The organism is Bacillus litorisediminis (assembly GCF_022808645.1).
In the GTDB taxonomy this organism is placed as follows: Bacteria; Bacillota; Bacilli; order Bacillales; family JC228; genus Bacillus_BF; species Bacillus_BF litorisediminis.
On sequence record NZ_JAKZKT010000018.1, the window covers coordinates 37684 to 64213 of the forward strand.

The 26530-nt window shown below is 39.1% G+C and carries 24 protein-coding genes; 4 read left to right on the plus strand and 20 right to left on the minus strand.

The features are described 5' to 3' along the window. Positions 1 to 64: 64 nt before the first annotated feature. The 7 genes from MLE14_RS11055 to MLE14_RS11085 form a co-directional block, all read right to left on the minus strand. The gene (locus tag MLE14_RS11055) at positions 65 to 820 is read right to left on the minus strand and encodes an iron ABC transporter ATP-binding protein (RefSeq protein ID WP_243298434.1); all 756 of its coding nucleotides are present in this window, start codon (positions 818 to 820) and stop codon (positions 65 to 67) included. Further along, positions 814 to 1764: an iron chelate uptake ABC transporter family permease subunit gene (locus tag MLE14_RS11060; RefSeq protein WP_243298435.1), complete on the minus strand. Its 951-nt coding sequence runs from the start codon at positions 1762 to 1764 to the stop codon at positions 814 to 816. The genes MLE14_RS11055 and MLE14_RS11060 overlap by 7 nt, the downstream gene beginning before the upstream one ends. Continuing rightward, a complete protein-coding gene (locus MLE14_RS11065) occupies positions 1757 to 2707 on the minus strand; it encodes an ABC transporter permease (RefSeq protein WP_243298436.1) in 951 nt (316 codons plus the stop codon). The genes MLE14_RS11060 and MLE14_RS11065 overlap by 8 nt, the downstream gene beginning before the upstream one ends. A gap of 199 nt (positions 2708 to 2906) precedes the next feature. Then, the gene (locus tag MLE14_RS11070) at positions 2907 to 5069 is read right to left on the minus strand and encodes a heavy metal translocating P-type ATPase (RefSeq protein WP_243298437.1); all 2163 of its coding nucleotides are present in this window, start codon (positions 5067 to 5069) and stop codon (positions 2907 to 2909) included. Beyond that, positions 5066 to 5428, minus strand: a complete 363-nt coding sequence (locus MLE14_RS11075; protein WP_243298438.1) for an ArsR/SmtB family transcription factor — start codon at positions 5426 to 5428, stop codon at positions 5066 to 5068. The genes MLE14_RS11070 and MLE14_RS11075 overlap by 4 nt, the downstream gene beginning before the upstream one ends. A 239-nt stretch (positions 5429 to 5667) precedes the next feature. After that, complete coding sequence (locus MLE14_RS11080) at positions 5668 to 7824, minus strand: type IA DNA topoisomerase (RefSeq protein WP_243298439.1); 2157 nt, start codon at positions 7822 to 7824, stop codon at positions 5668 to 5670. 198 nt (positions 7825 to 8022) lie between these two features. Continuing rightward, complete coding sequence (locus MLE14_RS11085) at positions 8023 to 9243, minus strand: amidohydrolase family protein (protein ID WP_243298440.1); 1221 nt, start codon at positions 9241 to 9243, stop codon at positions 8023 to 8025. Positions 9244 to 9396: 153 nt separating this feature from the next. Between MLE14_RS11085 and MLE14_RS11090 the strand changes: the two genes are divergently transcribed. Then, positions 9397 to 10029, plus strand: coding sequence for a GntR family transcriptional regulator (locus MLE14_RS11090; protein ID WP_243298441.1), 633 nt, complete (start codon positions 9397 to 9399; stop codon positions 10027 to 10029). A gap of 161 nt (positions 10030 to 10190) precedes the next feature. Here the strand turns inward: MLE14_RS11090 and brnQ are convergent, their stop codons facing one another. After that, positions 10191 to 11549: a branched-chain amino acid transport system II carrier protein gene (gene brnQ, locus MLE14_RS11095; protein ID WP_243298442.1), complete on the minus strand. Its 1359-nt coding sequence runs from the start codon at positions 11547 to 11549 to the stop codon at positions 10191 to 10193. A gap of 362 nt (positions 11550 to 11911) precedes the next feature. Here brnQ and MLE14_RS11100 point away from each other — a divergent pair, with 362 nt between their 5' ends. After that, on the plus strand, positions 11912 to 12820 hold the full coding sequence (locus MLE14_RS11100) for a carbohydrate kinase family protein (protein ID WP_243298443.1): 909 nt from the start codon (positions 11912 to 11914) through the stop codon (positions 12818 to 12820). 250 nt (positions 12821 to 13070) lie between these two features. Here the strand turns inward: MLE14_RS11100 and MLE14_RS11105 are convergent, their stop codons facing one another. The 4 genes from MLE14_RS11105 to MLE14_RS11120 all read right to left on the minus strand — a co-directional run bounded on the left by MLE14_RS11105 (position 13071) and on the right by MLE14_RS11120 (position 19077). Beyond that, positions 13071 to 13928, minus strand: a complete 858-nt coding sequence (locus tag MLE14_RS11105) for an MBL fold metallo-hydrolase (RefSeq protein WP_243298444.1) — start codon at positions 13926 to 13928, stop codon at positions 13071 to 13073. Between the two features lie 107 nt (positions 13929 to 14035). Continuing rightward, a complete protein-coding gene (locus tag MLE14_RS11110; RefSeq protein ID WP_243298445.1) occupies positions 14036 to 15184 on the minus strand; it encodes a DUF6612 family protein in 1149 nt (382 codons plus the stop codon). Between the two features lie 238 nt (positions 15185 to 15422). Further along, positions 15423 to 16952, minus strand: coding sequence for an MDR family MFS transporter (locus MLE14_RS11115; RefSeq protein WP_243298446.1), 1530 nt, complete (start codon positions 16950 to 16952; stop codon positions 15423 to 15425). A gap of 70 nt (positions 16953 to 17022) precedes the next feature. Next, on the minus strand, positions 17023 to 19077 hold the full coding sequence (locus tag MLE14_RS11120) for a multicopper oxidase family protein (RefSeq protein ID WP_243298447.1): 2055 nt from the start codon (positions 19075 to 19077) through the stop codon (positions 17023 to 17025). A 131-nt stretch (positions 19078 to 19208) separates the two neighbouring features. Between MLE14_RS11120 and MLE14_RS11125 the strand changes: the two genes are divergently transcribed. Next, positions 19209 to 19676: a MarR family transcriptional regulator gene (locus MLE14_RS11125; RefSeq protein ID WP_243298448.1), complete on the plus strand. Its 468-nt coding sequence runs from the start codon at positions 19209 to 19211 to the stop codon at positions 19674 to 19676. A gap of 313 nt (positions 19677 to 19989) precedes the next feature. Here MLE14_RS11125 and MLE14_RS11130 read toward each other — a convergent pair whose 3' ends face one another. From MLE14_RS11130 to MLE14_RS11160, 8 genes are all read right to left on the minus strand, one after another. Then, positions 19990 to 20442, minus strand: a complete 453-nt coding sequence (locus MLE14_RS11130; RefSeq protein ID WP_243298449.1) for a MarR family winged helix-turn-helix transcriptional regulator — start codon at positions 20440 to 20442, stop codon at positions 19990 to 19992. 83 nt (positions 20443 to 20525) lie between these two features. Next, a complete protein-coding gene (locus MLE14_RS11135) occupies positions 20526 to 21575 on the minus strand; it encodes a C45 family autoproteolytic acyltransferase/hydolase (protein ID WP_243298450.1) in 1050 nt (349 codons plus the stop codon). Between the two features lie 161 nt (positions 21576 to 21736). Then, positions 21737 to 21976: an indolepyruvate ferredoxin oxidoreductase subunit alpha gene (locus MLE14_RS11140; protein ID WP_243298451.1), complete on the minus strand. Its 240-nt coding sequence runs from the start codon at positions 21974 to 21976 to the stop codon at positions 21737 to 21739. A 161-nt stretch (positions 21977 to 22137) separates the two neighbouring features. Next, positions 22138 to 22761: a nitrite reductase gene (locus tag MLE14_RS11145; protein ID WP_243298452.1), complete on the minus strand. Its 624-nt coding sequence runs from the start codon at positions 22759 to 22761 to the stop codon at positions 22138 to 22140. A gap of 85 nt (positions 22762 to 22846) precedes the next feature. After that, positions 22847 to 22975, minus strand: coding sequence for a hypothetical protein (locus MLE14_RS22470; protein ID WP_279326331.1), 129 nt, complete (start codon positions 22973 to 22975; stop codon positions 22847 to 22849). A 21-nt stretch (positions 22976 to 22996) separates the two neighbouring features. After that, on the minus strand, positions 22997 to 25420 hold the full coding sequence (locus tag MLE14_RS11150; RefSeq protein ID WP_243298453.1) for a heavy metal translocating P-type ATPase: 2424 nt from the start codon (positions 25418 to 25420) through the stop codon (positions 22997 to 22999). A 78-nt stretch (positions 25421 to 25498) separates the two neighbouring features. Then, positions 25499 to 25705, minus strand: a complete 207-nt coding sequence (gene copZ / locus MLE14_RS11155; protein WP_243298454.1) for a copper chaperone CopZ — start codon at positions 25703 to 25705, stop codon at positions 25499 to 25501. Between the two features lie 15 nt (positions 25706 to 25720). Next, positions 25721 to 26059 carry a metal-sensitive transcriptional regulator gene (locus tag MLE14_RS11160; RefSeq protein WP_243298455.1) on the minus strand — a complete coding sequence of 113 codons (339 nt, stop codon included), beginning with the start codon at positions 26057 to 26059 and terminating at the stop codon, positions 25721 to 25723. Positions 26060 to 26215: 156 nt separating this feature from the next. Between MLE14_RS11160 and MLE14_RS22740 the strand changes: the two genes are divergently transcribed. Further along, a complete protein-coding gene (locus MLE14_RS22740; protein WP_390628697.1) occupies positions 26216 to 26527 on the plus strand; it encodes a plastocyanin/azurin family copper-binding protein in 312 nt (103 codons plus the stop codon). Positions 26528 to 26530 lie beyond the last annotated feature (3 nt).

Genomic DNA, 26530 nt, shown 5'->3' on the forward strand with positions numbered 1-26530 from the left:
CACCATTTCTAGCGCGGTTGTTTTTTATTGCATTTCGGATAAACCCCCGGTGAGACAGGCAACTTCAAAAGTAGATACAGATTTTTTTATTCTGGATGTTTTCAATCTCGATATCCATGTCATAAATTTCTTTAAGAATGACTGGGTCAATGATATCTTGGGCTTTGCCCTCATTAACCACCTTTCCATCTTTCATCGCTACAATATAGTCCGAGTAGACTGAAGCAAAGTTAATATCATGCAGGACGATCACAACGGTTTTACCGAGTTCTTCAACTAGTCGTCTGAGTGTCTTCATTATTTGCACCGAATGTTTCATATCCAAATTATTTAGTGGTTCGTCCAAAAGTATATATTCGGTATCCTGGGCGATGACCATTGCAATGAAGGCTCTTTGCTTCTGTCCGCCGCTTAACTGATCGAGATACTTGTCTTGTATGTCGGTCAGTTCCATATAATGAATCGCTTCATTGACATACTTCCAATCTTCATCTGTCAGTCTTCCTTGAGAGTATGGGAAGCGCCCAAAGGAAACTAGTTCTTTTATCGTTAAGCGCAAATTAATATGATTGGATTGTTTGAGGATAGAAATCTTTTTTGCAAGGTCATTGCTTTTCGCCTTTGTAATGTCCGTCCCATCAATATAAATGTCTCCCTGATCCTTATCAATCAGGCGGCTAATCATGGATAATAATGTACTTTTCCCTGCACCATTTGGTCCGATAAAAGATGTAATCTTTCCCTTCTGGATTTGAACTGACACATTTTCGATAACATTCTTATCGCCGTAGCCTTTATATACATTTTTTACATCTACCATGATTTCCGCTCCTTTAATAATAGATAGATAAAGTAGATGCCGCCAATAAAGTTAATAATGACACTGATTGGAACCGAAAAGCTAAATATTCTTTCCACAATCAGCTGCCCCCCTACTAGGGCGATAATACTTACCAGCATGGAACCTATTATTAAAAATTTATGTTGATACGTTTTTAAAAACTCATACGTAACGTTTACAACTAACAGCCCTAAAAAAGTAATGGGCCCTATTAAGGCAGTCGGTACTGAGATTAAGATAGTAACGACAAATAATAGTCGTTTCACCACAAAATCATAATTGACACCTAGGTTAATTGCGTGTTCTCTTCCCATCGACATAACATCCAGATATTTAAAAAACTTCAAGCTGTAAAGAACAGCTGCAGCCAATAAAATCAACGCAATCCAAATAATACCCGAGTTCACGTTATTAAGACTGGCAAACATCCGGTCCTGAACGATTAAGAACTCATTCGGATCAATTAATACCTGCATAAAAGCAGAAAAGCTTTCAAATAGCGTCCCTAATATAATACCGATTAATAAAAGAAAATAGATGTTTTGCCCCTTTTTTCGAAAAAGCAATTTAAATAAAAAACTAGAAAACACGATCATGAATCCAAGCGAGACAAGAAAATTGACTTGTGCCTGCATAATCATCACCGTTGCTGATCCGAATACAAAGACGACAACGGTTTGAATCAATAAATAAAGTGAGTCTAATCCTAAAATACTAGGTGTTAAAATTCTATTATTGGTAATGGTCTGAAAAACGAGCGTTGAATAGGCAATAGAAGCACCAGCCAATACAATTGCTGTAATCTTTGTAACCCTTCTGGGTAGGACATAATCCCAGTTCGAACCGATATCAAAAAACAAAAATAAAGCAGTCAGCAGGACGGCAGCAATTACTAATACACTAATTTTATTTTTATTACTCATATGCTTTTCTCCTTAACAGTAAATAAACAAAGATGGCACTGCCGATCACACCGACGGTTAAGCTAATGGAGATTTCATATGGGTAAATAATGACTCGTCCCAGAATGTCACAAAATAGAACAAAAACAGCACCCAGCAAGGCTGTGTGGAACAAATTATTTTTTAAATGGTCACCATGATAGATGCTCACGATATTCGGAATAATCAGCCCCAAAAATGGAATCATTCCGACCGTAAGGACGACCGATGAAGTAATTAGGGCCACAATCACCAACCCGATATTGACTACCTGTTTGTACTTTAGCCCTAAATTTTTTGCAAAATCCTCCCCCATACCGGCGATTGTAAATTTGTTGGCAAAAATATAAGCGACTGCAAGAAGCGGAATACTAACATAAATTAACTCGTATTGGCCCTCTATAATCATGGAGAAATCACCATGAAGCCATGATGATATATTCTGAATCAAATCTCCTCTATACGCAAAAAAGGTTGTGATTGAATTGATAATATTCCCGAACATTAACCCAACCAGAGGTATAAAAATCGTATCTTTAAATTTAATCTTATCTAGTATTTTCATAAAAATAAATGTACCCAAAAGGGCAAATACAAACGCAACCAGCATCTTTTCCAAAGGGCTTGCTGAGGTAAAAAGCATAAGGGAAACTAATACTCCGAGCCTTGCAGAATCCATAGTCCCGGCTGTCGTTGGCGATACGAATTTGTTTCTGCTTAATTGCTGCATGATTAAGCCACAAATACTCATACTTGCTCCGGCCACAATAATTGTAATTAATCGCGGCAATCTGCCAGATAACAAGATTTGTGCTTGAGCTTCTGTTAAATGAAGTAAATCGAATGGCGAAATGGCAGTGACCCCAATAAATACAGAAGCAAATGAGAATATAATTAAAGCGACGAGCAAGTATCTTTTTTTCATATAGCATCCCTTAGACGTTTTCTAGTATTAAATGAAAATTATTATCAATTAAAATAGTAATGAAAATCATTCTCAAAGTCAATGTATATCCATGATGAAAAATTGAAGAATGGCCACAATCCTGGATAGAAGCAGAAACAGCTGCTGTAAAATAAATGAGAGGCTGGCTCAAAAAATACGCCGCCTCTCTTTGCAAAAGCTATTCTTTAAACCGCAGCAATCGCAGACTGTTTAATGTCACTAAAATAGTAGCTCCCATATCTGCCAGAATTGCAATCCATAGGGTTAACCAATTCGGTATAACTAACAATAAGGCAACTGCCTTAATCCCAATTGAGAACGAAATATTTTGTTTAATGACAGTTAGGGCTTTACGGCTCAAACTAATGGTAAACGGCAGTTTCCTTAAATCATCCCCCATGAGCGCAACATCTGCCGTTTCGAGCGCAGTATCTGTACCCGCACCACCCATTGCAATGCCTACCGTGGAAGCAGCAAGTGCAGGGGCATCATTGACACCGTCCCCCACCATGGCTACATCCTTATAGTCGGATCTTAATTTTTTTATAAATGTTAACTTGTCCTGCGGCAAAAGCTCCGCCTGTATCTCTTTTACTCCTACGTTTTTGCCGATCGTGGCAGCAGTACTTTTATTATCTCCTGTGAGCATAATTGTTTTTTCAATGCCCATTTGATGAAGCCTCTCGATTACTTCTCCACTTTCCTCACGCACTTCATCAGCTATAGCCATAATGGCAAGTATCTCTTTTTCAGTACCCGCCGCAATCACGGTTTTGCCTTGATCCTGAAATGCTTGAATTTGTTGTGTAAGGTCTTTATTAAAATCTGTTTTTAAGATTTCTTGAAAAAGCTGCGGACTTCCAATCAGATAATCCGTACCATTTATTGTCCCCTTAATTCCTTTACCAGTAATAGAAGTAAAGTCTTCTACTGTTACCTCAGCAGAAGATACACCTGCGTTTTCTGCTTTTTTCACAATAGCCGAGGCAAGAGGATGTCCAGAGCGGCTCTCTAAAGCGGCAATCCATGCTAATAGCTCATGTTTATTGATTCTATCATGCAAAATTTTAAAATCAGTTACAGCTGGAACTCCCTTTGTAAGGGTACCGGTTTTATCAAAAGCAACCGTTTTGAGCATACCCATTTGTTCCAGATAGATTCCGCCTTTTATCAGTACTCCGTTTTTCGCCGCATTTCCAATCGCGGACACAATTGAAATAGGGGTCGAGATTACCAATGCACATGGACAGCCGACCACTAGAACCGATAAGCCTTGATATACCCATGTTTCCCAGCTTCCATTAAAGAAAAGTGGCGGAATAATAGCAGCTAATGCCGCAATTACCATAATGACAGGTGTATAATACTTCGCGAATTTATCAATAAAAGCTTGAGTAGGTGCCCGTTCTCCTTGAGCTTCTTCAACAAGATGAATAATTTTAGCAATTGTGGTATCATCGGCGAGCTTAGTTACTTTAACCTCGAGCAATCCCTCTTCATTTAAAGTGCCTGCATAAACTTCGTCATTTACCGTTTTCTCAACTGGAACAGATTCTCCTGTAATCGCTGCCTGATTAACGGCAGAATACCCGTTTACAACCACTCCATCCATCGCAATCTTCTGTCCTGGTTTCACAATCATGATGTCACCGACTGCGATTTGGCCAACATGGACCATTATCTCTGCACCATTCCGTCTAACCAGAGCTTCTTTTGGTGCATAGTCCATAAGGGAACGAATCGATTGTCTTGCCCGTTCCATCGAAAAGCGTTCAAGCGCTTCACTGATTGCAAATAGAATAACCACAATCGCCCCTTCTGCCCATTCACCAATTATGGAAGCTCCAATAATCGCTACTGTCATAAGGGTTTTCATATCAAAATCTAAATGAATCAAATTCTTGAAACCCACTTTAAAGAGGGAGAAACCGCCTATAACAATAGCTGATGCAAATAAAATCGATGTTACCAAATTGTCTTCTCCGTTTACGAATTGAGAAACATATCCAATGGCAATTAAAAGAGATGCATATAAAAGTGTGCTATGTTTTTTATAGAAAGGTTCTTTATCTTCCTTTTGAATAATTTGTGGGGTTTCTTGCACCTCAACCGGTTTTTCAGGGATCACCTTTAAGTTTTCAAATGCCCCGGCTTTTTCTAAATCTTCAACGGTTGTATTTCCATAAACAGAAATTTTCGATGCGCCAAAATTTACTTTTGCATCCTGAACCCCAGGAAGCTGTTTCACATTTCTTTCAAACTTCCCGGCACAATTAACACAAGAAAATCCCTCTACTCGATAGACGGTTTTCTTTTCTATGGATTCAGTTGCTTCACTCATGCTTCCACAACCTCCCTTTGGTGAGCAAAGGCGACTAAGATAAGCTGCTTGACGTGTTCATCATCTAATGAATAAAAGACTAATTTTCCTTCTTTTCTATATTTGGCCAAACCTAGATTTTTTAACAGACGCAGATGGTGAGAGGCAGTTGCCGTTGTAGCACCAACAATGTTTGCTGCATCACAGACACACAATTCATCCTCCACTGCAAGGGCATATGCGATTTTGATTCTGGTTTCATCTGATAATGCTTTAAAAACCTTAACAACATCGCGGGGTTTCTCCTCAGCCAGTTTGTTTTTCACCCGGCCGACTTTTTTCTCATCTATACAAGTAACTTCACAAACGTCATGAGCCATAAATTCTCCTCCGTCCTATTATTCAAATGAATATTTGACTGTTTTTATATCATTAATGTATTCCTTTATAGGCAAATAGTCAAATAATTGTTTGATTGTAGTATTCGGTCATTCAATTTCTAACCAAGACCATTTCTTCTCTCTTTTACTGATTTTTGTCCTTTATCCTGCATCAACATAAAAGCCTGTTCTTATTGATTGATTAAGAACAGGCTCTTTTTTTGATTGATCATAAAACCTCAGTTATTTTTAAACTCCATCTTCCAGCTGAAATAATCTTGCTCAGGATTCTTTTCATAGCGTAAATAAGCATTAAACTTTTTCCCGCTTTTACTGGTGAGGCCTTTGACAAAAGCAACTTGATTCGTGAGTATGGATTTCACCATCGATTTTGTTGCTTTTTTCTTCATAGTGGCTAAGAATTTATCATTCTTCCAAATGACAAACTTACAGCCGTTCTTCCAATTGGAGCAGCCAAAGCCTTTACTTCCCTCCAGCACTTTGGATCCGCACACAGGGCAGTTACCGAGAGCCTCATTCAGTTTCTTTTCTGAAGATACCTGATGAATCGTAATATCCTGCCCCGCTTTAATGGTTTCAACAGCTTTACTCGTAAATTGAAACACAATATCTAAAAACTGCTGTTTTCTAACTCTATTTTTCTCAATATCCGAAAGGGACTTCTCAAGTCTGCCCGTAAACTCTAAGTCAAAGAGTTCTTTAATCGGAAAAGTTTCAACTAGTCTTCTGCCAAGCTCTGTACACATCAGATTTTTATTCTGAGTTGTAATATAGCCGACTTCCTTTAACTTTTTGATTGTTTCCGCTCTTGTTGCCGGTGTGCCGATGCTAAATCCGCTTAAAATACTCCCCAATAATTCCTCACTATCTTCCTCTTTATAGCTCTTTCCGCAGGTTTCCATCACCCTTAGCAGTGTCATCTCTGTATGTGGTTTTGGGGGTTTAGTGACATGAGAAGAAATCGTATCGCCTAGAACCATCACCCGGTTATCTGCCTCTATAATCGGAAGAATCGTATCCTTAGATTCTATTCTTTCAACCTTCTTCCATCCCTCTGCCAGCTGAATCTTACCTTTCGTGTGAAAAATCCCAGAAAGACCAGCATCGATCACTTTAGTTTGGATTTTGGTCTCCTCATATTCTGCAACGGGCATGAACTGCATAACAAAGCGATTTTTGACTGCATTGTAAACAATTGCCTCATCCTCTGATAAGCGCTTTGGTTTCAAATACGTCGGAATAATCGCACTGTGACTCTCTACTTTGGCGTTGTTAAAAATACGTTTAGAACGGGCAAATTTAATCTCATCTTTATAAGGAAGATCTTCAGCTATTGTTTTTAATACTTTCGCCGTTTTCTCAATCAAACTTTCCTCTAAGGCGACACTCGACGTCCTCGGATAGGTGATTAGCTTCTTTTCATATAACCCTTGGGCAACTTTTAACACCTTATCTGCTGTCCACCCTTTATATTTGTTCGTTATGTACCCTTGCAAGTTAGAAAGATTAAAGAGAAAGGGGGGAAATTCCTTCTTACGTTCTACTTGTTTATCTGTCACAATCCCCTTTTTATTTAAAATGGCCTGTTCAATTCTCTCGAGCGTTTCTTTCTTTTTAAATTTGTCCTCTCCATCTTCTGTATAAGAACCTTCATAGGTTTGCTGATTTTCTAATTGAAAGGTTGCCGTAAGTTTAAAATATTCCTCTGGCACAAAATTCTCAATTTCCCGGTCCCGGTCATAAATAATTTTTAATGTCGGCAATAAAACTCTACCTATATTTAACGCCTTTCCTTTTCCTTTTTGATACTTTAAGGTCGCAACGGAAGTAAGGTTAATTCCAATCACCCAATCAGTCCATTGCCGGCTGATTCCCGCGTCCAGAAGCGGCCGCATTTCTGTATTGGGTTTAAGCTTTTCCAGTCCCGAAAGAACAGCTTCAGGTGTCCACTCATTTAATAGGAGACGATACACTGGCTTATCAGTCTTAATTTTGTAAATAATACTGTCGCCGATTAATTGACCCTCACGATCATAATCGCAAGCTGAAATAATTGTGACTACATCGTTTCTCTGCATTAAATAGTGAATGGTTTTGAGCTGCTTGCTGGCTCCTTGATCCGGCTTTTGCCGATATTTTGGATCCGTTTTTACCTTATATTGAAAGGTAGAGGGGATGAAAGGGAAATTTTCTAGCTTCCAGGATGTCATTTTACTGTCGTAATCTTTGGCATCGAATAGCTCAAGCAAATGTCCAAAAGCCCACGTAATAAAATAGCCATTCCCTTCAAAATAGCCATCTTTTTTTTCCTTAACCTTTAAGGCATCCGCAATATTTTTCGCAACAGATGGTTTTTCGGCAATAATTAATTTCATATTTCATCACCTATCAATGGAAAAATTTCAAAATCTGGGATTTGATTACTATGAATGGAGGGTACATAAAGAAAAGAGGGGATGATGAGGTTTTTGTGTTCCTAAGTATATCATATCAATTTGTCAAATAGAGAAAAAAATCGAAAAAAAACCAAAGCTGTTACGCTGCAAAATTGCTAACTGCTTTGGTTTTTATGCTTAAAGATTTCCGTAGACTAAATTTCCCCGATGAAAGACAGCCGCACGCTTAGCCCTTCTCGCCACTGCCTCTGCGGAACAGGATGCTTCAACAAAAACCGCTTCAAGCTCATCACCGATCACTGGCCAAACTTTCTCTCCCTTTTTATTCAATGGGGTTTTCCCTCCCGTAATAAATCCAAGTGACTGTGACAATGATAATTCATCCACAAATCCATACACTTCAGCCAATCGGCTTGCCTTCTCTAATTGATCACCAGTCCCAAAAGGAGACCAATGGTCTGTGAGACTATCAGTTCCTAGCTCTACTTTTACCCCTTTTTCATGCAGTAATGGAAGGGGCATAATCATTCTGCCAATTGGCACCGTTGAAGTAACTGTCATTTGAAGTGCTGCAAAACGCTCGGCAAGCTCATTGACTGTTTTCTCAGGAACGCCTGCAAATCCAAACGCATGGCTAACCGTTACTCTTCCCTGCCATCCAGCTTCTTCAGTTAAATCTGCGAGTTTTTTCATCGTATAAATGCCTAAATGATCCCGATCGTGGATATGGATATCGATACCCGCATTAGCTTCTACAGCAATGTCCATTGTAGCATGAAGAGACTTTTCAATGTTTAGATCTACTGTGCCCGGATCGACACCCCCCACTAATGTTGCACCCTGTTTCAACGCCTCTTTAACAAGGTTCTTCATTTCTGAACGGAGTAATCCATGCTGCGGAAATGCGACTACTTCAGCTGTGATTTTTCGTGAATACGTATCAAGTGCCTGCATCGTCGCTTCTAAGTTCCCCAGACCAATCCAAGGGTCTATATTACAGTGAGTACGAACATGAGTAGACCCGTTACCAAGAAGCAAATTCAAAATCTTTTCAGCCCGTTCCCTGGCAAAAGGTAATTGCTTTGGGAGCAGGTCACGTTCCTCGATAAATCTGCCTATTATATTTTTTACCGGACGGACCGCTTTCCATGGTCCGCCATAATAGGTTTTGTCAATATGGATATGCATCTCTTTAAATGCCGGTAACATTAGCTTACTCTTTGCATCAAAAATAGGTAATTTATTATCATAATAATTGAATTCCGAAACGATTTTAGCTATTTTTCCATTTTCAATCAAAATGTGAAACAGTTTGGTATTGGTCCCGACTACCTCATCATTTTCATACTTATAACCTGTTTCTAATCGAACATTTGTTAACCAATAAGAGGAATGCACGACGTTCACCCTTTTACATGTATTTTTTTATAACTCTTTCGAGCTAAAAGCCATATACCAGAATTTAATATATTGGATATTTCTAAGAGCCAGTTTTTGATGTATACTGTATTATATAGAATTCAACAATTTATACAAGGTGGTGAAACGAGCATGCCGATTCCAACAAACCATTTAAAGCCTGTCCGTAAAACGGCTAAAGAGAACGTATTTACTCAGCTTCAACAATGGATTATTGATGGGACCTTGCTGCCAGGTGAAAAATTAAATGATACAGAACTAGCTGAAGTATTAGGTGTTAGTCGAACCCCCGTCCGAGAAGCCCTACAACTTCTTGAGGTTCAAGGCTTTGTTAAAATGTACCCTGGGAAAGCCACTCAAGTAACGGAAGTCAAAAAGGAATCTATTTATGAGCTCCTTCCCCCGTTAGCGGTGCTGCAAGCTTTAGCTGCAGAACTCGTCATTCCTCATCTAACTGATGATGTCATTTCATTACTAGAGAGTACCAATGATCGATTTGCAAAAGCAGTCCGTTCTGAAAATTATTTTGCTGCACTTAAAATCGATGAAGAATTCCACCAAATCATCGTTGACACCGCACAAAATTCATATATCCATCAGATTATCTCACAGCTCCAGGCTCATGTTCGAAGACTATTTTTTCATAACTCTATTAAGTTAACCGAAAAATCCGTCGAGGAACATGCCAAAATCATTGAGCTATTGAAAAACAAGGATGCTGAAAATGCTTCTGCCTTAATGCGAACCAATTGGCTTAAATACTGATTAACGCTTTTCGCAAAAAATAGAGTCCTAAATAGACAAAGGATAGACCCATTGGTGATCTATCCTTTTTTCAATTCTCTCATTTTTGTTATTCATGCCTATATTTTAACTTGAACAAAAAAGTACACCACTAATGTACAGCACACATTTACTATTATGATTTATGCCTCATAAGCAGCTGTTACTTTTTGAAATCTGGCAAGAATACCTGTGACTAGCGTAACCACAATAAATGGCACAAGCCATCCGAGTCCTTGCGTATAGAGCGGTAAATAATCTTCATAGAACGAAACAATAGGAGCCAACCATCCATAGTAGTCCATACCTAATAAAGAACATAATGTTTTAAATCCATCTACAATGCTAATCAGGAATGTAACTGAGATTGCCCCTACATAAACCATACGAGCATGATTAAATAGCGGTGACAAGAAAGTTAATAGCATTAGAACAATGGCTAACGGATATAGGAACATGAGTACAGGAATAGAATAAGTGATAATGTTGGCTAACCCAAAGTTTGCAATCACAAATGTTAATAGAGTAAAGAATACGACTAATGTTTTATAGCTAAATCTTGGAAACAGCGTATGGAAATATTGTGCATTTGCCGTGATTAAACCGATAGCTGTAGTTAAACAAGCAAGAATGATTAACACGGCCAGCATGACAGAGCCAAATGTTCCAAAATAATAAGAGGCTGCTCCGCTTAAAACCGGTCCTCCCGTATCAAAAAGACCTAATGTTTCTACAGTCGTTGATCCTAAATAGGCAATCCCAACATAAATAAGTGCAAGTAATCCAGTGGCAATAAACCCGGATTTAGCAGTTGCCCGCAGAATTTCCCCTTTTTCTGTAATACCCAGAGAACGAATCGCATTTATGACAATAATCCCAAATACTAGGGAGGCGAGTGCATCCATGGTATTATATCCTTCTAAAAATCCTTTAACAAATGCCCCATTTGCGTAGGAATCTTGAGGAACTCCAGCATTCCCCATTGGGTTTATAACAACTGCACCCAAAAGAACAATCAATAAAACGACAAGGGCTGGAGCCAATAGTTTCCCTACATGATCGACAATTTTCTTCGGATTTAATGACAAAACAAGGGTAATCGCAAAAAATAGAATTGTGAAAATAAGCAATCCGCCTTGTGAATTTTCAGGGAAGAAAGGAGCAATTCCTACTTCAAAAGCAACAGTCCCTGTTCGGGGGGCGGCAAAGAAAGGTCCAATGGTTAAATACAACAGGGCCGTGAAAAATACACCATAGGCTGGATGAACTCTGCTTGAAAGCTCTTGTAAGTTTCGGCTGCCTGAAAACCCCATTGCTAATATTCCGAGCAGCGGAAGCCCTACACCAGTTATTAAAAACCCAATTGCGGCTGGCCATAAGTTAGTCCCAGAATATTGCCCAAGCTGAGCTGGGAATATTAAGTTACCAGCACCGAAAAATAGAGCAAATAGCATAAATCCGATTGCTACATAAGATGAAAATGATAGTTTTTTATTATTCATTGTCGTTTATCTCCTCTAAGTTGCGTTTTTAACAATAAATTCTCGTATGCAATATATTAATGAAACCATCTTACTATCAATATCAGCAAAATGCAATATATTCGGCCTAATTATTTTGATAATTGCGAACTACCTAAAAATATCTGATTCGAAAACATATACATCATACCTTATTTTTCATGGAAATTACCCATGGCTGCATTATTGCAACCTCTCATTATACATGAACAATTGTAATATATTGCAGGTAAAACACCACGAATTTGGAAATATACTGTAAGAAAGATTTCATCCTAGTATATTTAATAGATTTCTTATACAATCATTTCATTCATAGAAAACACGTATTGAAAGGAACCATCATGAAAAAAGGAATTATTTCTTACGGCGAAGCTTTTGTCGATTTTATCGCTCAAGATTATTCGAATACGCAATTTAAACGATTTATAGGCGGGGCAACCCTTAATTTGGCAGTAGGTGTTCAAAGACTTGGAACCCCCTCATACTATTTATGCAAGCTTGGCCAGGACAAAATCAGTGCATTTATAAAATACGAGCTGATTAAGGCAGGGGTAAATATTGATTTCAGTATTGTATCTTCCCATAAAAGAATAAGCGAAGTTTATGTTCACCTTAATCAGCAAGGGGAACGTTATTTTCACTCCTACGTAAATGAAACACCAGACGAACAGCTATTAGAAACCGAGTTGAATCAGGAGCTTTTTAAAAAAGCTTTCCTATTTTATTGCGGCTCTGGCACTTTATTTCATCCAATCGCATACAAAACAACACTTGCTGCATTGGAATTGTCAAAGAAGCACGGGACCCTTATTGCGTTTGACCCAAATATTCGTATCAAACGATGGGAAAGTGAACAGTACTGCCGCATGGCGATTAAAACGGTACTTCCCCAGGTCGACATTCTCAAATTAACAAAGAGCGAACTTTTATTTTTAATGGAGACAGATACAGTTGATGAAGGTTTAAAGAAACTAGCTTCATACTCTGTTCCCTTTGTCTGGATCACTCTGGGGGAAAAAGGGGCACTGGCAGTCTTCCATGGCCAGCCCTACCATACAGAAGGTAAAAAAGTGCAGGCTATAGACACAACAGGAGCTGGAGATGCTTTTATGGCCAGGATCCTTCACTGTATTCATTCCGATGGATTACCATCAGATAAAAATGAAATCATCCGGTATACAAAATTCGGCAATAAACTTGGAGCTTTGGCTGCAACACAAAAAGGGGCTTTAACGATTTTTAATAAATGATTGAAGGACATGGGTTCCGCTACTTGTGATAAATCAGGTTATTTCAAAATTATAGGACATAAGTTCCGCTAACAAGGCAAAAACATGCGATTTTGCCTTGATTTTCGTTAAATAACGGATCATATGTCCTGTCCTATAATTAAATTTGCTGTTTTTAAGGAAATAACGGATTATATCTTCGCTGCTGATAACGCTAGAATTGTTCGCTGAATTAGCCCTTCCACCATCAGTTAAAAAGTGCTAATTTTTCTTATTGGATTTCATGATCAACATACTTCCCGTAGCGAGGCATTGCAATTGTATCAAACTCGCGAACCAATTTTGCCAAGCTTTCAGACAACAATTCCCCAGACATCGGCAACCCATGTCCAGTAACTGCAACCTCTGGTTTCAATTGTTCAATTGTAATAACCGACTCCTTGGCAGTTTTCCAATCAGGGGTAAAATATCGGGGGGGACCGCTGATTTCAAGTTCTTGTGTAATAACTTTATAGAGAACATCCTGCTTAACGGTTACAAAGGCATCTCCAGCGAGTAAAGCTCGATCTTTCTCTCTAAAAAATGAAACATGGCCTGGTGTATGACCTGGTGTATGAATCCAGCGGAAATCAGGCAAATGCGGGACTGATCCATCTGATGGCAGTTTTTCAAGATAGTTGCCGATGTTTATCGGTTCATTAGGAAACAGTGGAGACACTTTCGCGACCATGCCCCCTTCAACAGATGGATCTGGCTCGGGGTAGCTCTTTTCCCCTGTTAAGTAAGGAAATTCTAATTCATGAGCAAATACAGGAACATCCCAATGGTCCACCAGCTCAATAATGGAGCCAACATGGTCAAAATGTCCATGTGTTAAAATAATAGCTTTTGGCCGGCTGTTTCTGCCAAAACGTTCCTCGGTCTCCGAAATAATTTCTTCAGCAGCGTGAGGCATGCCGGCGTCAACTAAAACAAATTCGCCAGCTTCTGGTTCTCCCACAAAAATAATATTTACAATTTGATTCGTATAACAGTATAAATCAGGCAATACTTCAATTCCAACGCCACTCCCGACTGATGTTGCAGGAATAAATTTATAATCCCGTCCGTAATTCATCTCCTTGTCCATATATACCCTCCTTGGAATCGTGCATATATGAATTATTGTCTCTCTATTTAAATAAAGTAATCATAAAAAACACACCCAGATAACCTAGGTGTGCCTAAAATTTGCTTTTATTGTACACTCTCAGCAATTTCTAACATTTGCTCTTTTGTGAATTCTGTTCCCGCTCCTGCTAATTCAATTAACAGACTGTCTTGTTCCCAGCTAACACTATAATAACCATCCATCTCATAGTAAATCCCCTCAGTGTCATGAACCGTAATGGCTTCCCCTTCCATGTCCGCTAAGCTCATGACCTCAGCAGGGTAAACGGTAACCATTACCCAGTTTTCAGGGTCTTTGTCATAGCTTAACATTACACTGTCCATTGTTTCATCATAATAACCTTCCGTATAGACATAGCCTTCTGGAAGCTCGGCGGGTTGCGGAATTGTATAAGTTACTAATTCCTGCATTTCTTCTACGCTCATGCTTTCAGCAAATAGGTCCGTTTCTTCCTCTGCTACCGCATTCTCTTTCACTTCTGCCGGTATTTCAATAGGCTCGACCTTATTTATATTTGAAGTAGTAAATTCACCCTTCAATTTCATTGGAGTAGTCGTTCCTTCTTCAACCATTTCAAGCTCAACATCAAAAGTTTGGGAAGTTTGATAGAACGTTTTCTTATCTACACGAATTTCCATATCTAACTTATTAATCTTAATGGATTCAATCATTTCCTCCATATAAGGATCTGAAGAGAAATCTCCCATTGAAGACACAACCAAATCCTCAATTAATATCTTGAATGCCTCATCATTACCTGACAATTTTAAAACATACGCATCCTCTTCTTCAGTCATCTGAAATTGATCGGTAAACTGAGACAATTTTTCCATTTCTTCTTGATTAAGCTGATCAAAATCACTTAGCCCCATTTCAGCAGCATCCATTTTCATCCATTCGCCAAACATGCTCATGTACGCTTCTTCATCTTGTACATACATTTCCATATCCATGCTCATCCCTGGCATTCCCATGTTCAGGTTGAGATGCATAGCATCTGGTTTGTGCGAGATGTCTCCTGTTGCTTTCATCGTTGACTGCATATCCATCATATCGATGTCCATATTCATATCAACCGAATAACTTTCAAGCGATTTACTAGCTTCAATAGTCTTATCTAGAACTTGAGATTTATTTAAAGACTCTCCCGTACCGCAAGCAGATAAACCCATTATGAATAAAAAGCCTAAGATTAATAGACTATATTTTTTCATGTCACTTCTCCTTCTTGGATTTGATGTGTAAAACAGATAATATTAGGAATGCTTACATCATATTAGCATCTGTCTGAAAAAAAGTTTATCTATCAAATAATGGTATTTTTTTATAGAAATTTTTATAGTGAACATGATTCCCAATGGGCTCATCAGAAATCAGATAAAAATCATATAAAAACCGGAATAATCATACCTTCGATTATTCCGGAATGTTAACTTAATGGTTATTATCGTATTATTTAAACGATTTATCTGCTTGGACGGCATGAACCTCATCTTTATTAACTTCCATTCTCTCATTACTCATCCAAAAAACAATCAATAAAGTGCAGCCTGCTGGGATTAATGCCCACGTAAAGGTATTTACAATCGATGAAGCTAAAGCATCTGTGATAGTAGATAAAAGTCCTTCTGGTAATTGACTACGAGCCGCTGATGATAATATATGATTGGGATCAACATCTGCATTAAACTTTCCAAGCTGACTTGTTAGCTTCTCCATTTGCCCTGAAAAATCATGCTTTTGAATAATCCCAAAAATGGCGATCCCAATTGTCATTCCTAAATTTCTAATAAAATTATTAGTAGATGTGGCAGCTCCTCTTTGGTTAAAGTCAAAGTGATGAATCGCTGCCATACTTAAAACGGAAAAGGAAAAGCCTACACCGAGACCTACCAAAACCATATAAAGTGTGAGTAAGGTTCTGCTTGTATCTGGTGTTAACGTACTCAGCAGAAAAAAGCCTGCTGTCAATATCGCTCCTGCGAGAACCATTATATTGCGGTAGCTGACTTTCATAGACAGAATGCCTCCGACCTGTGCAGTGACTACTGAACTAAGCATCATTGGCAGTAAAATTAGGCCTGAATTGGTTGCTGTTCCCCCGTATACTCCCTGCACAAAGATAGGGATATAAACCACAGCTGCCATAAATATCCCCCCATATAACAAGGCAAGGATATTACTGCCCGCAAATAAACGTTTTTTGAACATTTCAAAAGAAATAATCGGTTCCTTTGCCCTTTTCTCTGCAAATAAAAACAAAACAAATAGGGCAATGAATCCAGCTGACAGACCGAGAATGACCGGAGAATTCCATTGATACAATTGTCCGCCCAATTCTAGGAAAAAGAGAAGACAGACAACAGCACCTACAAGCGTTATGGCTCCCCACCAGTCAATCGACTGTTTTTGATGAATTTTCGTTTCCTTGTAGAAAATAACTACTAATAAGAAAGCAATTACTCCTAGTGGAAGATTAATATAAAATACCCAGTGCCAGCCGACGAAGTCAGTAAGGTAAGCACCGACTAGAGGTCCAAAAATACTCGACAGACCAAAGGCAGTTCCAAAAATGCCGCCAATTTTTCCTCTGGACTCTGGCGGAAAAATATCAAAAAGAATAGTAGAAGCAATCGGAATTAACGCTCCTGCCCCAATCCCCTGTATTCCCCGGTAAATGCTTAATTGGCTAATCGTGTCCGCTGTTCCGCAAAGGGCCGAACCAATCATAAAAACAGTGGCACCGAACAAAAAAAATCGCTTCCTGCCGTACATATCGGACAGCTTTCCAAAAATAGGCATACCCGCAAGCTCCGTGATCATGTAGGCAGACATCACCCAGACAAAATGTTCGAGTCCGCCTAAATCGCCTACAATCGTTCCCATTGCAGTCACAACGATTGTATTATCCATTGCAGCCATGAGAATACCTAACAAAAGACCGACTAGTACAAGGCCAATTTTACTTTTTTGCACAGTCATATTTTTTCACTCCTTATTTTGTTTACTTCATAAGATCCTATTAACTAAGATAATTGATGAATGTTTGCCGTTACTCAGGCTGATTAGGGGTATCTTTTCCTATTTCAAATGGAGTCGTAACACCTTTATAATTCAAATGCAAAGTCATCCCTATTTCCGCATGATCTAAGTTATGGCAATGGTCCATCCAAATTCCGGGATTATTAGCTAAAAATGCGACTTCATATGTTTCGCCTGGTGCAACATTCAGGGTATCTGTCCACCAGGGACTCCCAGTTACTTTTTTACCGTTTCGGCTCAGAACCAGCATATGATGCCCATGCAAGTGCATCGGGTGATCCATAAAGCTCCGGTTTACAAAAGTAGTCTTTACAAGATCTCCTTCTTCCACTTCTAGCATATCCGTCTTAGGGAACACTTTCCCGTTGATTGTATATAAACTATGAAACTCACCATCATAAAATCCGGGTACCGAGTCAAATACTAGCTTAAATTCACGATCAAACGAACTACTTAAATCAAATGGTGTACTTAGGGGACTTCCGTATTTTTCTGGTTTAAAGACTGGATAGTTTTTCATTTTATTAGAGTTAACATTTTCTACACCTTGACTGGAACCATCCTTACTGAAAAGAATGCCTACATCAGGCGTATCGAAAAAATCCTCACCTGCTGCAATCAATTTTACTGGATGGTCAGGCATTATAAACTCAACGTCCATCCGTCCGCCGCCTGCAACCGATAGACGGGTTTTTTTCAAATCACTAGGTTTATTTATGTTATTCCCGTCAATTGCCACAACTTGAAATGCAGTCCCCGCCAGAATAAAATCCCTTGGCAAATTATCAGCATTAATCAGCCTTAGTCGAACCTTTTTGCCTGGTTTGATTTTCTTCTTTTGCAACGTGTCATATAAACCCAAGGCAGGTACGAATCCATTTTTGGTTTCCCAATTATGATAGACGACCGAGATTTCTTCTTCAGTATCCAGTTTTTCCTTTGGCTCAATGATTAAAGACCCAAATAGTCCTTTCCTGACTTGTTTAGAAGATTGCTGGTGCGAATGGTACCAAAAGGTTCCTGCCTGGTCTGCCCGAAATTTATAAATAAAAGTCTCCCCTGGTTGTACTGCATCCTGGGTAACTCCAGCTACCCCGTCCATTGCATTAGGCACATTTACGCCATGCCAGTGGATGGAAACCCCATCTTCGATATCCTTATTAATTAGCTTTACTTCAAGAACCTCCCCCTGCCTTACCTGAATCTCGGGCCCTGGAAGCTCTCCATTAAAAGTCCAGGCTTCAATTGTTGTACCGGAGCTTAGCGTTACTTGCTTTTTTTCAGCTCTAAGTGTGATCCGTCGATCAGGGACTCCTAATGGCAGACCCTTTAATTCTGTCACACTTACACTATGCTCCGTATGACCGCTTATCTCGTGGGACATAGCGATTACTCCCGGAAGCTTGCTTTCTTCCTTTGCTGTAAAAAACAAAGCCCCAGAACCAATGACAATAGAAAGAGCAATCAGACTAAATCTCGTTATGCTAAATCTTGGCCAAACCAACATCTGCGAATGTTCGAGAGCTCTTGTTAAACGCCTATTCTGCGTATAAAGATATAGAATACTGGCAACATAAAATCCAAATAACAAGGTAACTTTTGGCGCCATAGGATCTACTAATGGAACAAATGCAATAAAAAGACTGGCAAAGCTAACAACCGCTAAAAAACGAATAGGGATTTGTACGAATTGATCGGCTGTTATCTTTCTTTCTTCCTGCTGAATCACATCAGTCCCATTATTCCGAATGGTTCGAGCTATCCGAGGAAGAAAATATACAGCCGTAAAAAAGGATACCGGGATAAGAAACGTAAGAGACCCAACTGTCATATTTTCTGCAAACTCCCAGCCTAAACCTATTCCATTAATCATGGCAATCGCTACCTTCAAAATGACAAAAAATTCTGCTGCAATGATTGCCAACAATAGAAATTTGAGGATTAGTAGAAACTTTTTCCTCTTCACCTGAAAAGGTAATCTTCTCACAAGAATTGCACTAATACCCCAACACAGAAATAGTAACCCGCTAACGATGGCATCAAAGCCATATAGCATTTCAAACATATTTTCCCCTCCCTTTTTCAGTCTTTTGAACTGGTTTTCTCCTAATTGATTTGCTATAATTTATATAAAATCTTCCCTTCTAAATATCTTAGATGCTAAGATATTTGGAATACTAAGGCGAGGGATCTCTTATGAATAAACATCATTCTCATAGAGAACTAATTGGGACAATCAGTCAGCTGCTGCGAAACCAAAGTACAGCAACGATTTTTCTTCATCAGGCTATTGCTGAACGTTTAGGTATCAATCCGACAGACCATAAATGTATGGAATTGCTGCTTAAATATGGGTCTATGACTGCTGGTGAATTAGCTGTAAAAAGCAACCTCACTACAGGAGCTATTACAGGAGTCATTGACAGGTTAGAAAAAGCAAATTATGTGCGCCGTGTAAAAGACCCAAACGACCGCAGGAGATTCATTATCGAAATTGTTCCGGACTGTCTTCCTGCCTTCGAACAGTTATTTCAGTCTATTGGCGAAGAAACAGCTTCTCTTTTGAACTCATACAGTGATCATGAATTAATGGTTATCCGCGATTTTATCGAAAAAAGTACAGAGGTGGCACTTAACGTAACGAGTAAACTGCGTCAAGGTTAGATTTCTGCAAAGCTCATTCTTTAATATTCAATAAAATTCCCCCCCTTTTATTCTTCGTCAATTATCTTAGAAGCTAAACATTTTAGTTACTAAGATAAATAATAAAAGAGGGGAATTTTTCTGTCAAGCAGACAAGTGAAATTTGAAATTTAAAATGAAGCTGGAAATTGCCTAGTTGCACTTATCACACTCGAAACGCCAAAGTCTCGAATTAGCCAACCTGGCCTTCGTACTTTATTCCGTTGAATATGATTCATCACGAAAATTTTATACTTTCAGTATAAAAAATGAGCAAGTAGTTATAGCGGGGAGCCTACCCCAAAATTGGTGCACAGCACATTTTTGATTTCCCCATCGCATCATTTAGAAGTTTTATGGATCGAATAACGGTTTCTCTTTCGAATTCATTCAAGTGGGAAAAAACCTCATTTAAATATGCCTTCATTTGCTGGTCAATCACTGTTGCAATATATTTACCTTCTGCTGTTAATGAAAGAATATGAACTCTGCGGTCATCTGGGTCCGGTGTTTTTTTGACCATATTGATTTTAACCAGAGATTGAACCTGTCGGCTAAATGTAGTGATATCAGTTCCTAAGGCTTCCGCTACCTGCTGCATGGACGGTTTATGCTGACGATCAATTTCATATAGGATATGACTTTGAATCAGGGAAATTTCATAGCCCCCAGCCGTACAGCAATTTTTATTTAAAAAACCAAAACGGCGTGTCATAATCTGAAATAGCTCCCGAAGATTTTCTTCCATCGTTTTTCACCTCTATTTTAGTTATACACTCGTTATTTGCATGTTGCAAGTATCTATTGAAATGAATTTTAAAAATATAAACTTTATAGTTCAACCATCTGCACAAACGGCAGATGCGAATCAAGCTGACCTTTAATTCTCTTCGCGCGGGTGTCTTCTCCTTGCAGCCACTGTTTAAAATCAAAAATAAGCGGCATTTGATCTCCTCCTAGCGCAATCCATGCTTTTAATTCTTTAGGAAGGTAAACCGTTGTATGCAAGGTGCCGGCTGAAGCATCATATTTTTTGGAAAACACGCCTTTCCCGATATCATTTAACATTTGGAAAGCCTGATAAGGCCCAGTTACAAACGGTTGCTGATCCTGTATCGCTTGTTGTCTGCGGATTGAATCATGCAATCGATAACGGTTTTCCCCGGTTATTTTTTCAAAATGATTGGTACAGACATTGGATTTCCGAACCTCTACTGCCCGCGGAGAAGCTTCTACAACTAAGGTTTCTCCATTTTGGTCCAGTAACACATAGTTGAACGTATGCCGATGTGGAATTTCCTTTAATAGGGATACCGCTTCTTCCACGTTCGCACACGTCTCCAAAATAAGCCTTCCAATCATATTACAAACAAATCCATCGTCCGTGTTTCTTCGGTTGACAAAGTTATAGCCCATGGCCAATCCTTTTTCGTTGATTCCATCAGTGCGTCCTGTAATTTGCATAGATGGACCAACCAAGGCATACCCTTGGTCGGTCGGCTGATAAAGCACGTAGCGCCCTTCATAAGATAGGGGATGATTATCATAATTTCGAACCATGTAGTCTGCCCCTGTAAAAATCGAGCAGCCGCTGCGGCCGTACTCAAGATAATACCCGCCAAACTCTCGAACTGTATCCACAGTACTCCATTGCAGAGCATCAGCCAAACCGTCAAGCTCATCCCAAATTTGTGGGGCAACCTGAAGAATAGCCTGTTTTACCTCTGATACATTAATTGTGAAGTGACGTTCTCTTCTTGAAGCCCACTGTTTTTCACGATTAGGTATTATAAGGGAATCCTTCAATAACAGACCCTGCTTATATCCGAATTCATAGTGGGTGCCTCGAAATTGCAGGACATCACTGTATACGTGTCTCATAAAAATATCCTCTCATTTCCCGATCATACAAACAGTTTACTCCGATCCCGCTAAATTTAAAATTATTTTGCTTTTGAAGGGAAAATTTTAAAGCCTGATTTTGATGAGCTCCATATCAAAATCAGGCTTTACTGTTAGACGTTCATAAAACTAGTAAACTTTTAATCTCTGCCAAAAAATTTACGGGCTTTTTCTAAGTAAGGCAGATCCTCATCCAGTAAGTCGTCTTCATGGAAAATTGCAGAAACCGGGCAGACTGATTCGCATGCACCACATTCTATGCAAATTTCAGGGTCAATATAAAATTGATCATCCCCTGGTTCAATACAATCCACTGGACAAACCTCTACGCATTCCCCTGCTTTCTCATCGATACAAGGAGCTGTAATAACATATGACACGATTATCCCCTCCATAATAGACATAATTTTTAGAAAAAGAGACTATTACTACTATTATATGAGAAAACTAATGAAAATGCCTACCTTTTCAATCTATTTTTTTCATTTGTCATGATTTTTTAATTTCCTGATTGTGTTATCCTATCATTCGTTTCTAGCAGTCAGAAAGTAATCTGTTCTTTAAGGGATTCCATTCCAAAACGATTTAAAAACCTCGGAAAATCCTCTCTTTTTTTCCCGTTTGCTGCATATATATCAATAATTTGATCTACTACACTGTAAAGTTGCTCAGGTGTCAGGGACTCATACAATAGCTCTCCAACCCGCGCATCCTTTCCCTTAGCTTTTCCTCCAACATATACATTAAAAGAGTCTCTAACCTTCATTACACCGATATCGTTCACCATTGGCTCGCCACAGCCAATCGGACAGCCTGTATAGGCTGGCTTTAAGGTAAAAGGGACAGGTTTACCGGCAATCCGGTTATTTAACTCCTTAGCAACTGGCATTCCTTCTTCTAACTCCCCTTTACAGAAATTACATGTCCTTAAGCTTTTAACATATTTTCCGACTGGGTAGCAGTGGAGGCCAACCTTAGTAAATTCTTCTTTAATCGCATCCAAATCATGTTCTGGCACTTCCAGATAAAGCTGCTGGAAGGTAGTTAACTCTAACTCATCTGCTTCATCCATATATTTTGCAATCGTCACAAGCTGTTTTGGCGTTAATTTCGCGCCAAAGCCTATCCCGCCATTGACGGCGATTTTTATTTTATTTGTTGTCATTCCTCTTCCATCCTTATGTTATAAAAAAGTTATGTGAGTGGAAAATACCTTGACACCCCTAAGGATGCCGATTGGTTCCCAAATGTTAGTCTTGGTGATTTTGACCATGCTCTTCATTATTGACTACTTCTTCCGCAAAGAATCCTTCATAAATCGCATAGCTGCCTATTACAAGCAGCAAATAGAAAAAAGCTGCCAGTGCCCATTTTTTCATAGAGAATCAAACCTTTCCTGATTAAATCGTTTTTTGATTTAGTTTAACTCTTTGTAAACGAAGAGCATTTAAAACAACGGAGACTGAACTAAAGGCCATTGCAGCCCCTGCTAACCATGGAGCCAAAAATCCTGCAGCCGCGATTGGGATGCCTAACGTATTATAAGCAAGTGCCCAAAATAGATTTTGCCTGATATTTCGGATGGTTTTGTGACTCATTAAAATCGCATCTGCTATGCTGTTTAAATCGCCGCGCATCAGGGTTATATCTGCCGCTTCCATAGCTACGTCTGTTCCAGTTCCAATCGCCATCCCAATATCAGCCATCGCTAACGCCGGTGCATCGTTAATTCCGTCTCCAACCATAGCCACTCGTTTGCCCTGCTGCTGAAGCTTTTTCACTTCTTCTGCTTTACCTTCCGGCAATACTTCGGCAATGGTTTGATCAATTCCGACCTCTTTCGCAATTGCTTGGGCGGTACGCTTGTTATCCCCGGTCATCATAATCACTTCAATGCCTGCATCTTTTAGGCGTTGGATGGCCTGCTTAGATGTAGCCTTAATGGTATCTGCCACAGCTACAAGTCCTTTATACTCTCCATCAATCGCTACCAGCATCGCCGTTTTTCCGTTTTCTTCAAAGCCTTCCATTTCATTCGATTCAAATGCTATAGTAAATTTGTTTAACAATTTTCTTGTTCCAACTAATACTTCACGGCCTTGAACAACCGCTTTAATCCCATATCCAGGAATCGCTTCAAACTGATCAGCACTCACGATATTAATGTTGCGTTCCTTAATACCCTCCACAATAGCATTGGCCAGAGGGTGTTCGGATTGTTTTTCTGCTGACCCAACGAGACTTAAGAATGATTCTTCATCTATATTTCCATCTACCACTACATCTGTTAATACCGGCTTCCCGTTTGTCACCGTACCTGTTTTATCAAGCACGACGGTTGTAATCTTATGGGTCATTTCTAAATGTTCTCCGCCTTTAAATAAGACCCCAAATTCAGCTGCCCTTCCTGATCCAGCCATAATAGAAGTTGGAGTTGCCAACCCTAGAGCACACGGACAGGCAATCACGAGTACGGCAATTAATTTTTCAAGCGCTTCGGCAAAATTACCAGGACTTATCCAGATAAACCAGATTAAGAAGGTAATAAGAGATATTCCTACTACGATTGGTACGAAAATACCTGAAATTTGGTCTGCTAATCTTTGAATCGGCGCCTTAGATCCTTGCGCTTCTTCGACAACCTTGATAATTTGCGCTAAAGCGGTATCTTTTCCTACTTTCGTTGCTTTGACTTTTAAAAATCCATTTTTATTGATGGTTGCGCCGATAACGATATCTCCGACCGTTTTATCTACTGGAACACTTTCTCCAGTAATCATGGATTCATCTAATGCAGAGTTTCCTTCGATGATTTCCCCGTCAACCGGTACCTTCTCTCCCGGTTTAATATAGATAATATCCCCAACAGTCACTTCCTCAAGCGGAATCTCGACTTCCTTTCCATTTCGTAAAACAGTCGCTGTCTTTGCCCGAAGCCCCATTAACTTTTTAATGGCTTCGGAGGAGCGCCCTTTTGCCCGGGCCTCAAACAGCTTCCCTAATATGATTAATGTAATCAGAATTGCACTTGTTTCAAAGTAAAGCTCAACCATATGAGCATTTGTTCCAATGGATTTAATCGACTTATAGACACTGTAAAAGTAGGCAGCTGAAGTTCCAAGCGCTACTAATACATCCATGTTGGCGCTTTTATTGCGCAAGGCTTTATATGCTCCTACATAAAATTGTTTCCCGATCACAAACTGAACTGGAGTAGCTAGCGCCATTTGTACCCATGGGTTCATAAACATATCCGGTACATAGATAAAGGACGTAAACTCAAAATGTCCAACCATCGCCCACAATAATGGCAGAGAAAGGATTAAAGAAAAGATGAACTTGCCTTTTTGCTTTTCTATTTCCTTTTCGCGATAATCGGCGGTTTCCTCCTGATCTTGCTTTAACTTTGCTTCATAGCCAATACTTTTTACTTTTTCAATCATATCTTGGACACTGACCTGTGAGGGATTGTACTCGACAGTGCCTGTTTCTAGCGCCAGATTAACCGCAGCCGATTGAACACCTTCTAATTTTTTTAGACCTTTTTCAATTCGAGTGGCACAGGCTGCACAGGTCATTCCCATCAGGTCAAACTCTGCCTTTTCCTTCACAACCCCATAGCCCAAATCCTGTATTTTTTTCTCAAACGCATCGGACTGTGTAACTTCCGGATTGTATTTAATCGTTGCTTTTTCAAGGGCTAAATTAACGTTCGCCTCTTCGACTCCTTCCAGTTTTTTCAAACCCTTTTCAATTCGGTTTGCACAAGCCGCACACGTCATGCCGGTTACTTGTAAGTTAAGTTCCTGTACTTTTTTACTCATTTTTAATTCTCCTTATACCTATACGGGGTATATTTTTTTGAAATAGAAATCGCGCTAACGAGAGCACGGTTTTCACCATTATTGAACTTCATAACCTTCTTCATCAATCGTTTGTTTAATTGTATCTATTTTTACTTCTTCAGGATTAAATTCAACTTGCACGGTTCCTTCTTCCAAAGAAACCATGACGTCTTTTATTCCTGAAAGTATTCCGACACTTCCTTCAATTGTTTTTACACAATGTCCGCAAGACATTCCAGCAACATTTAATATTATTTTCTCCATTATGGTCCTCTCCTATTATTTTTTCATTAATTTTTGAATGGTAACGAGTACCTCATCTAAGACATCATCGTCTCCATCCTGAATTCTCTCCAGCACACAGGTTTTTAAATGACCCTCTAATAAAATCTTAGCTACACTATTTAAGGCCGATTGAGTAGCAGCAATTTGCGTAATCACATCATCGCAATACGTGTCCTTTTCTATAAGACCTTTAATCCCGCGAATTTGTCCTTCGATTCTATTTAACCTGGCTGTTAAATTTGCTTTTACCTTATCTGAATGGTGACTTTTTCTTTCCGTGGAACAACAGTCAGCCACATTTAACGTTTCTTCATTATTAAGGTTTACCGACATTGCAGCACCTCCTTGATTCCATCTTAATATACCCCGTATGGGTATGTCAAATGTTTTTTTAGCCATTTTTTTCAAAAAATAAATCTTTACTAATAACCCTTTGTAAACTCTCAATTCGATCATTCAAGAAACCATGTAAATACATTATTCGTTTCTGTGGGAAAACAGAGCTTTTCCTATAACCCTTCTACTTTAAAAATAAAAGAAGGTCAAAAGGTTTCACTTATATTAAACAACAGTGATTATATTGATCATGATATAGAAATTAAATCAATTCCGATTCAAAATAATTTGGTTGATAGTCAACATTCCTCTCATCATTCCGAATCGAATATTCACCTTCATTCAGAAGCAAATAGTTCTAACCAGCTAATTTTTACACCTTTAGCAAAAGGGACATATGAGTTTTACTGTTCCACCCCTGGTCATAAAGAAAACGGAATGACGGGAACATTAACTGTATATTAACTG

Coding starts and splice junctions, on each gene's coding strand:
- MLE14_RS11060 (WP_243298435.1), bottom strand. CDS start 1,764: ATGAGTAATAAAAATAAAATTAGTGTATTAGTAATTGCTGCCGTCCTG.
- MLE14_RS22470 (WP_279326331.1), bottom strand. CDS start 22,975: ATGAAAAAATGGGCACTGGCAGCTTTTTTCTATTTGCTGCTTGTAATA.
- MLE14_RS11120 (WP_243298447.1), bottom strand. CDS start 19,077: ATGTTTGAAATGCTATATGGCTTTGATGCCATCGTTAGCGGGTTACTA.
- MLE14_RS11160 (WP_243298455.1), bottom strand. CDS start 26,059: ATGTCGGTAAACCTTAATAATGAAGAAACGTTAAATGTGGCTGACTGT.
- MLE14_RS11115 (WP_243298446.1), bottom strand. CDS start 16,952: ATGACTGTGCAAAAAAGTAAAATTGGCCTTGTACTAGTCGGTCTTTTG.
- MLE14_RS11105 (WP_243298444.1), bottom strand. CDS start 13,928: ATGGACAAGGAGATGAATTACGGACGGGATTATAAATTTATTCCTGCA.
- MLE14_RS11065 (WP_243298436.1), bottom strand. CDS start 2,707: ATGAAAAAAAGATACTTGCTCGTCGCTTTAATTATATTCTCATTTGCT.
- MLE14_RS11100 (WP_243298443.1), top strand. CDS start 11,912: ATGAAAAAAGGAATTATTTCTTACGGCGAAGCTTTTGTCGATTTTATC.
- MLE14_RS11110 (WP_243298445.1), bottom strand. CDS start 15,184: ATGAAAAAATATAGTCTATTAATCTTAGGCTTTTTATTCATAATGGGT.
- copZ (WP_243298454.1), bottom strand. CDS start 25,705: ATGGAGAAAATAATATTAAATGTTGCTGGAATGTCTTGCGGACATTGT.
- MLE14_RS11055 (WP_243298434.1), bottom strand. CDS start 820: ATGGTAGATGTAAAAAATGTATATAAAGGCTACGGCGATAAGAATGTT.
- MLE14_RS11080 (WP_243298439.1), bottom strand. CDS start 7,824: ATGAAATTAATTATTGCCGAAAAACCATCTGTTGCGAAAAATATTGCG.
- brnQ (WP_243298442.1), bottom strand. CDS start 11,549: ATGAATAATAAAAAACTATCATTTTCATCTTATGTAGCAATCGGATTT.
- MLE14_RS11075 (WP_243298438.1), bottom strand. CDS start 5,428: ATGGCTCATGACGTTTGTGAAGTTACTTGTATAGATGAGAAAAAAGTC.
- MLE14_RS11130 (WP_243298449.1), bottom strand. CDS start 20,442: ATGGAAGAAAATCTTCGGGAGCTATTTCAGATTATGACACGCCGTTTT.
- MLE14_RS11090 (WP_243298441.1), top strand. CDS start 9,397: ATGCCGATTCCAACAAACCATTTAAAGCCTGTCCGTAAAACGGCTAAA.
- MLE14_RS11150 (WP_243298453.1), bottom strand. CDS start 25,420: ATGAGTAAAAAAGTACAGGAACTTAACTTACAAGTAACCGGCATGACG.
- MLE14_RS11125 (WP_243298448.1), top strand. CDS start 19,209: ATGAATAAACATCATTCTCATAGAGAACTAATTGGGACAATCAGTCAG.
- MLE14_RS11145 (WP_243298452.1), bottom strand. CDS start 22,761: ATGACAACAAATAAAATAAAAATCGCCGTCAATGGCGGGATAGGCTTT.
- MLE14_RS11070 (WP_243298437.1), bottom strand. CDS start 5,069: ATGAGTGAAGCAACTGAATCCATAGAAAAGAAAACCGTCTATCGAGTA.
- MLE14_RS11135 (WP_243298450.1), bottom strand. CDS start 21,575: ATGAGACACGTATACAGTGATGTCCTGCAATTTCGAGGCACCCACTAT.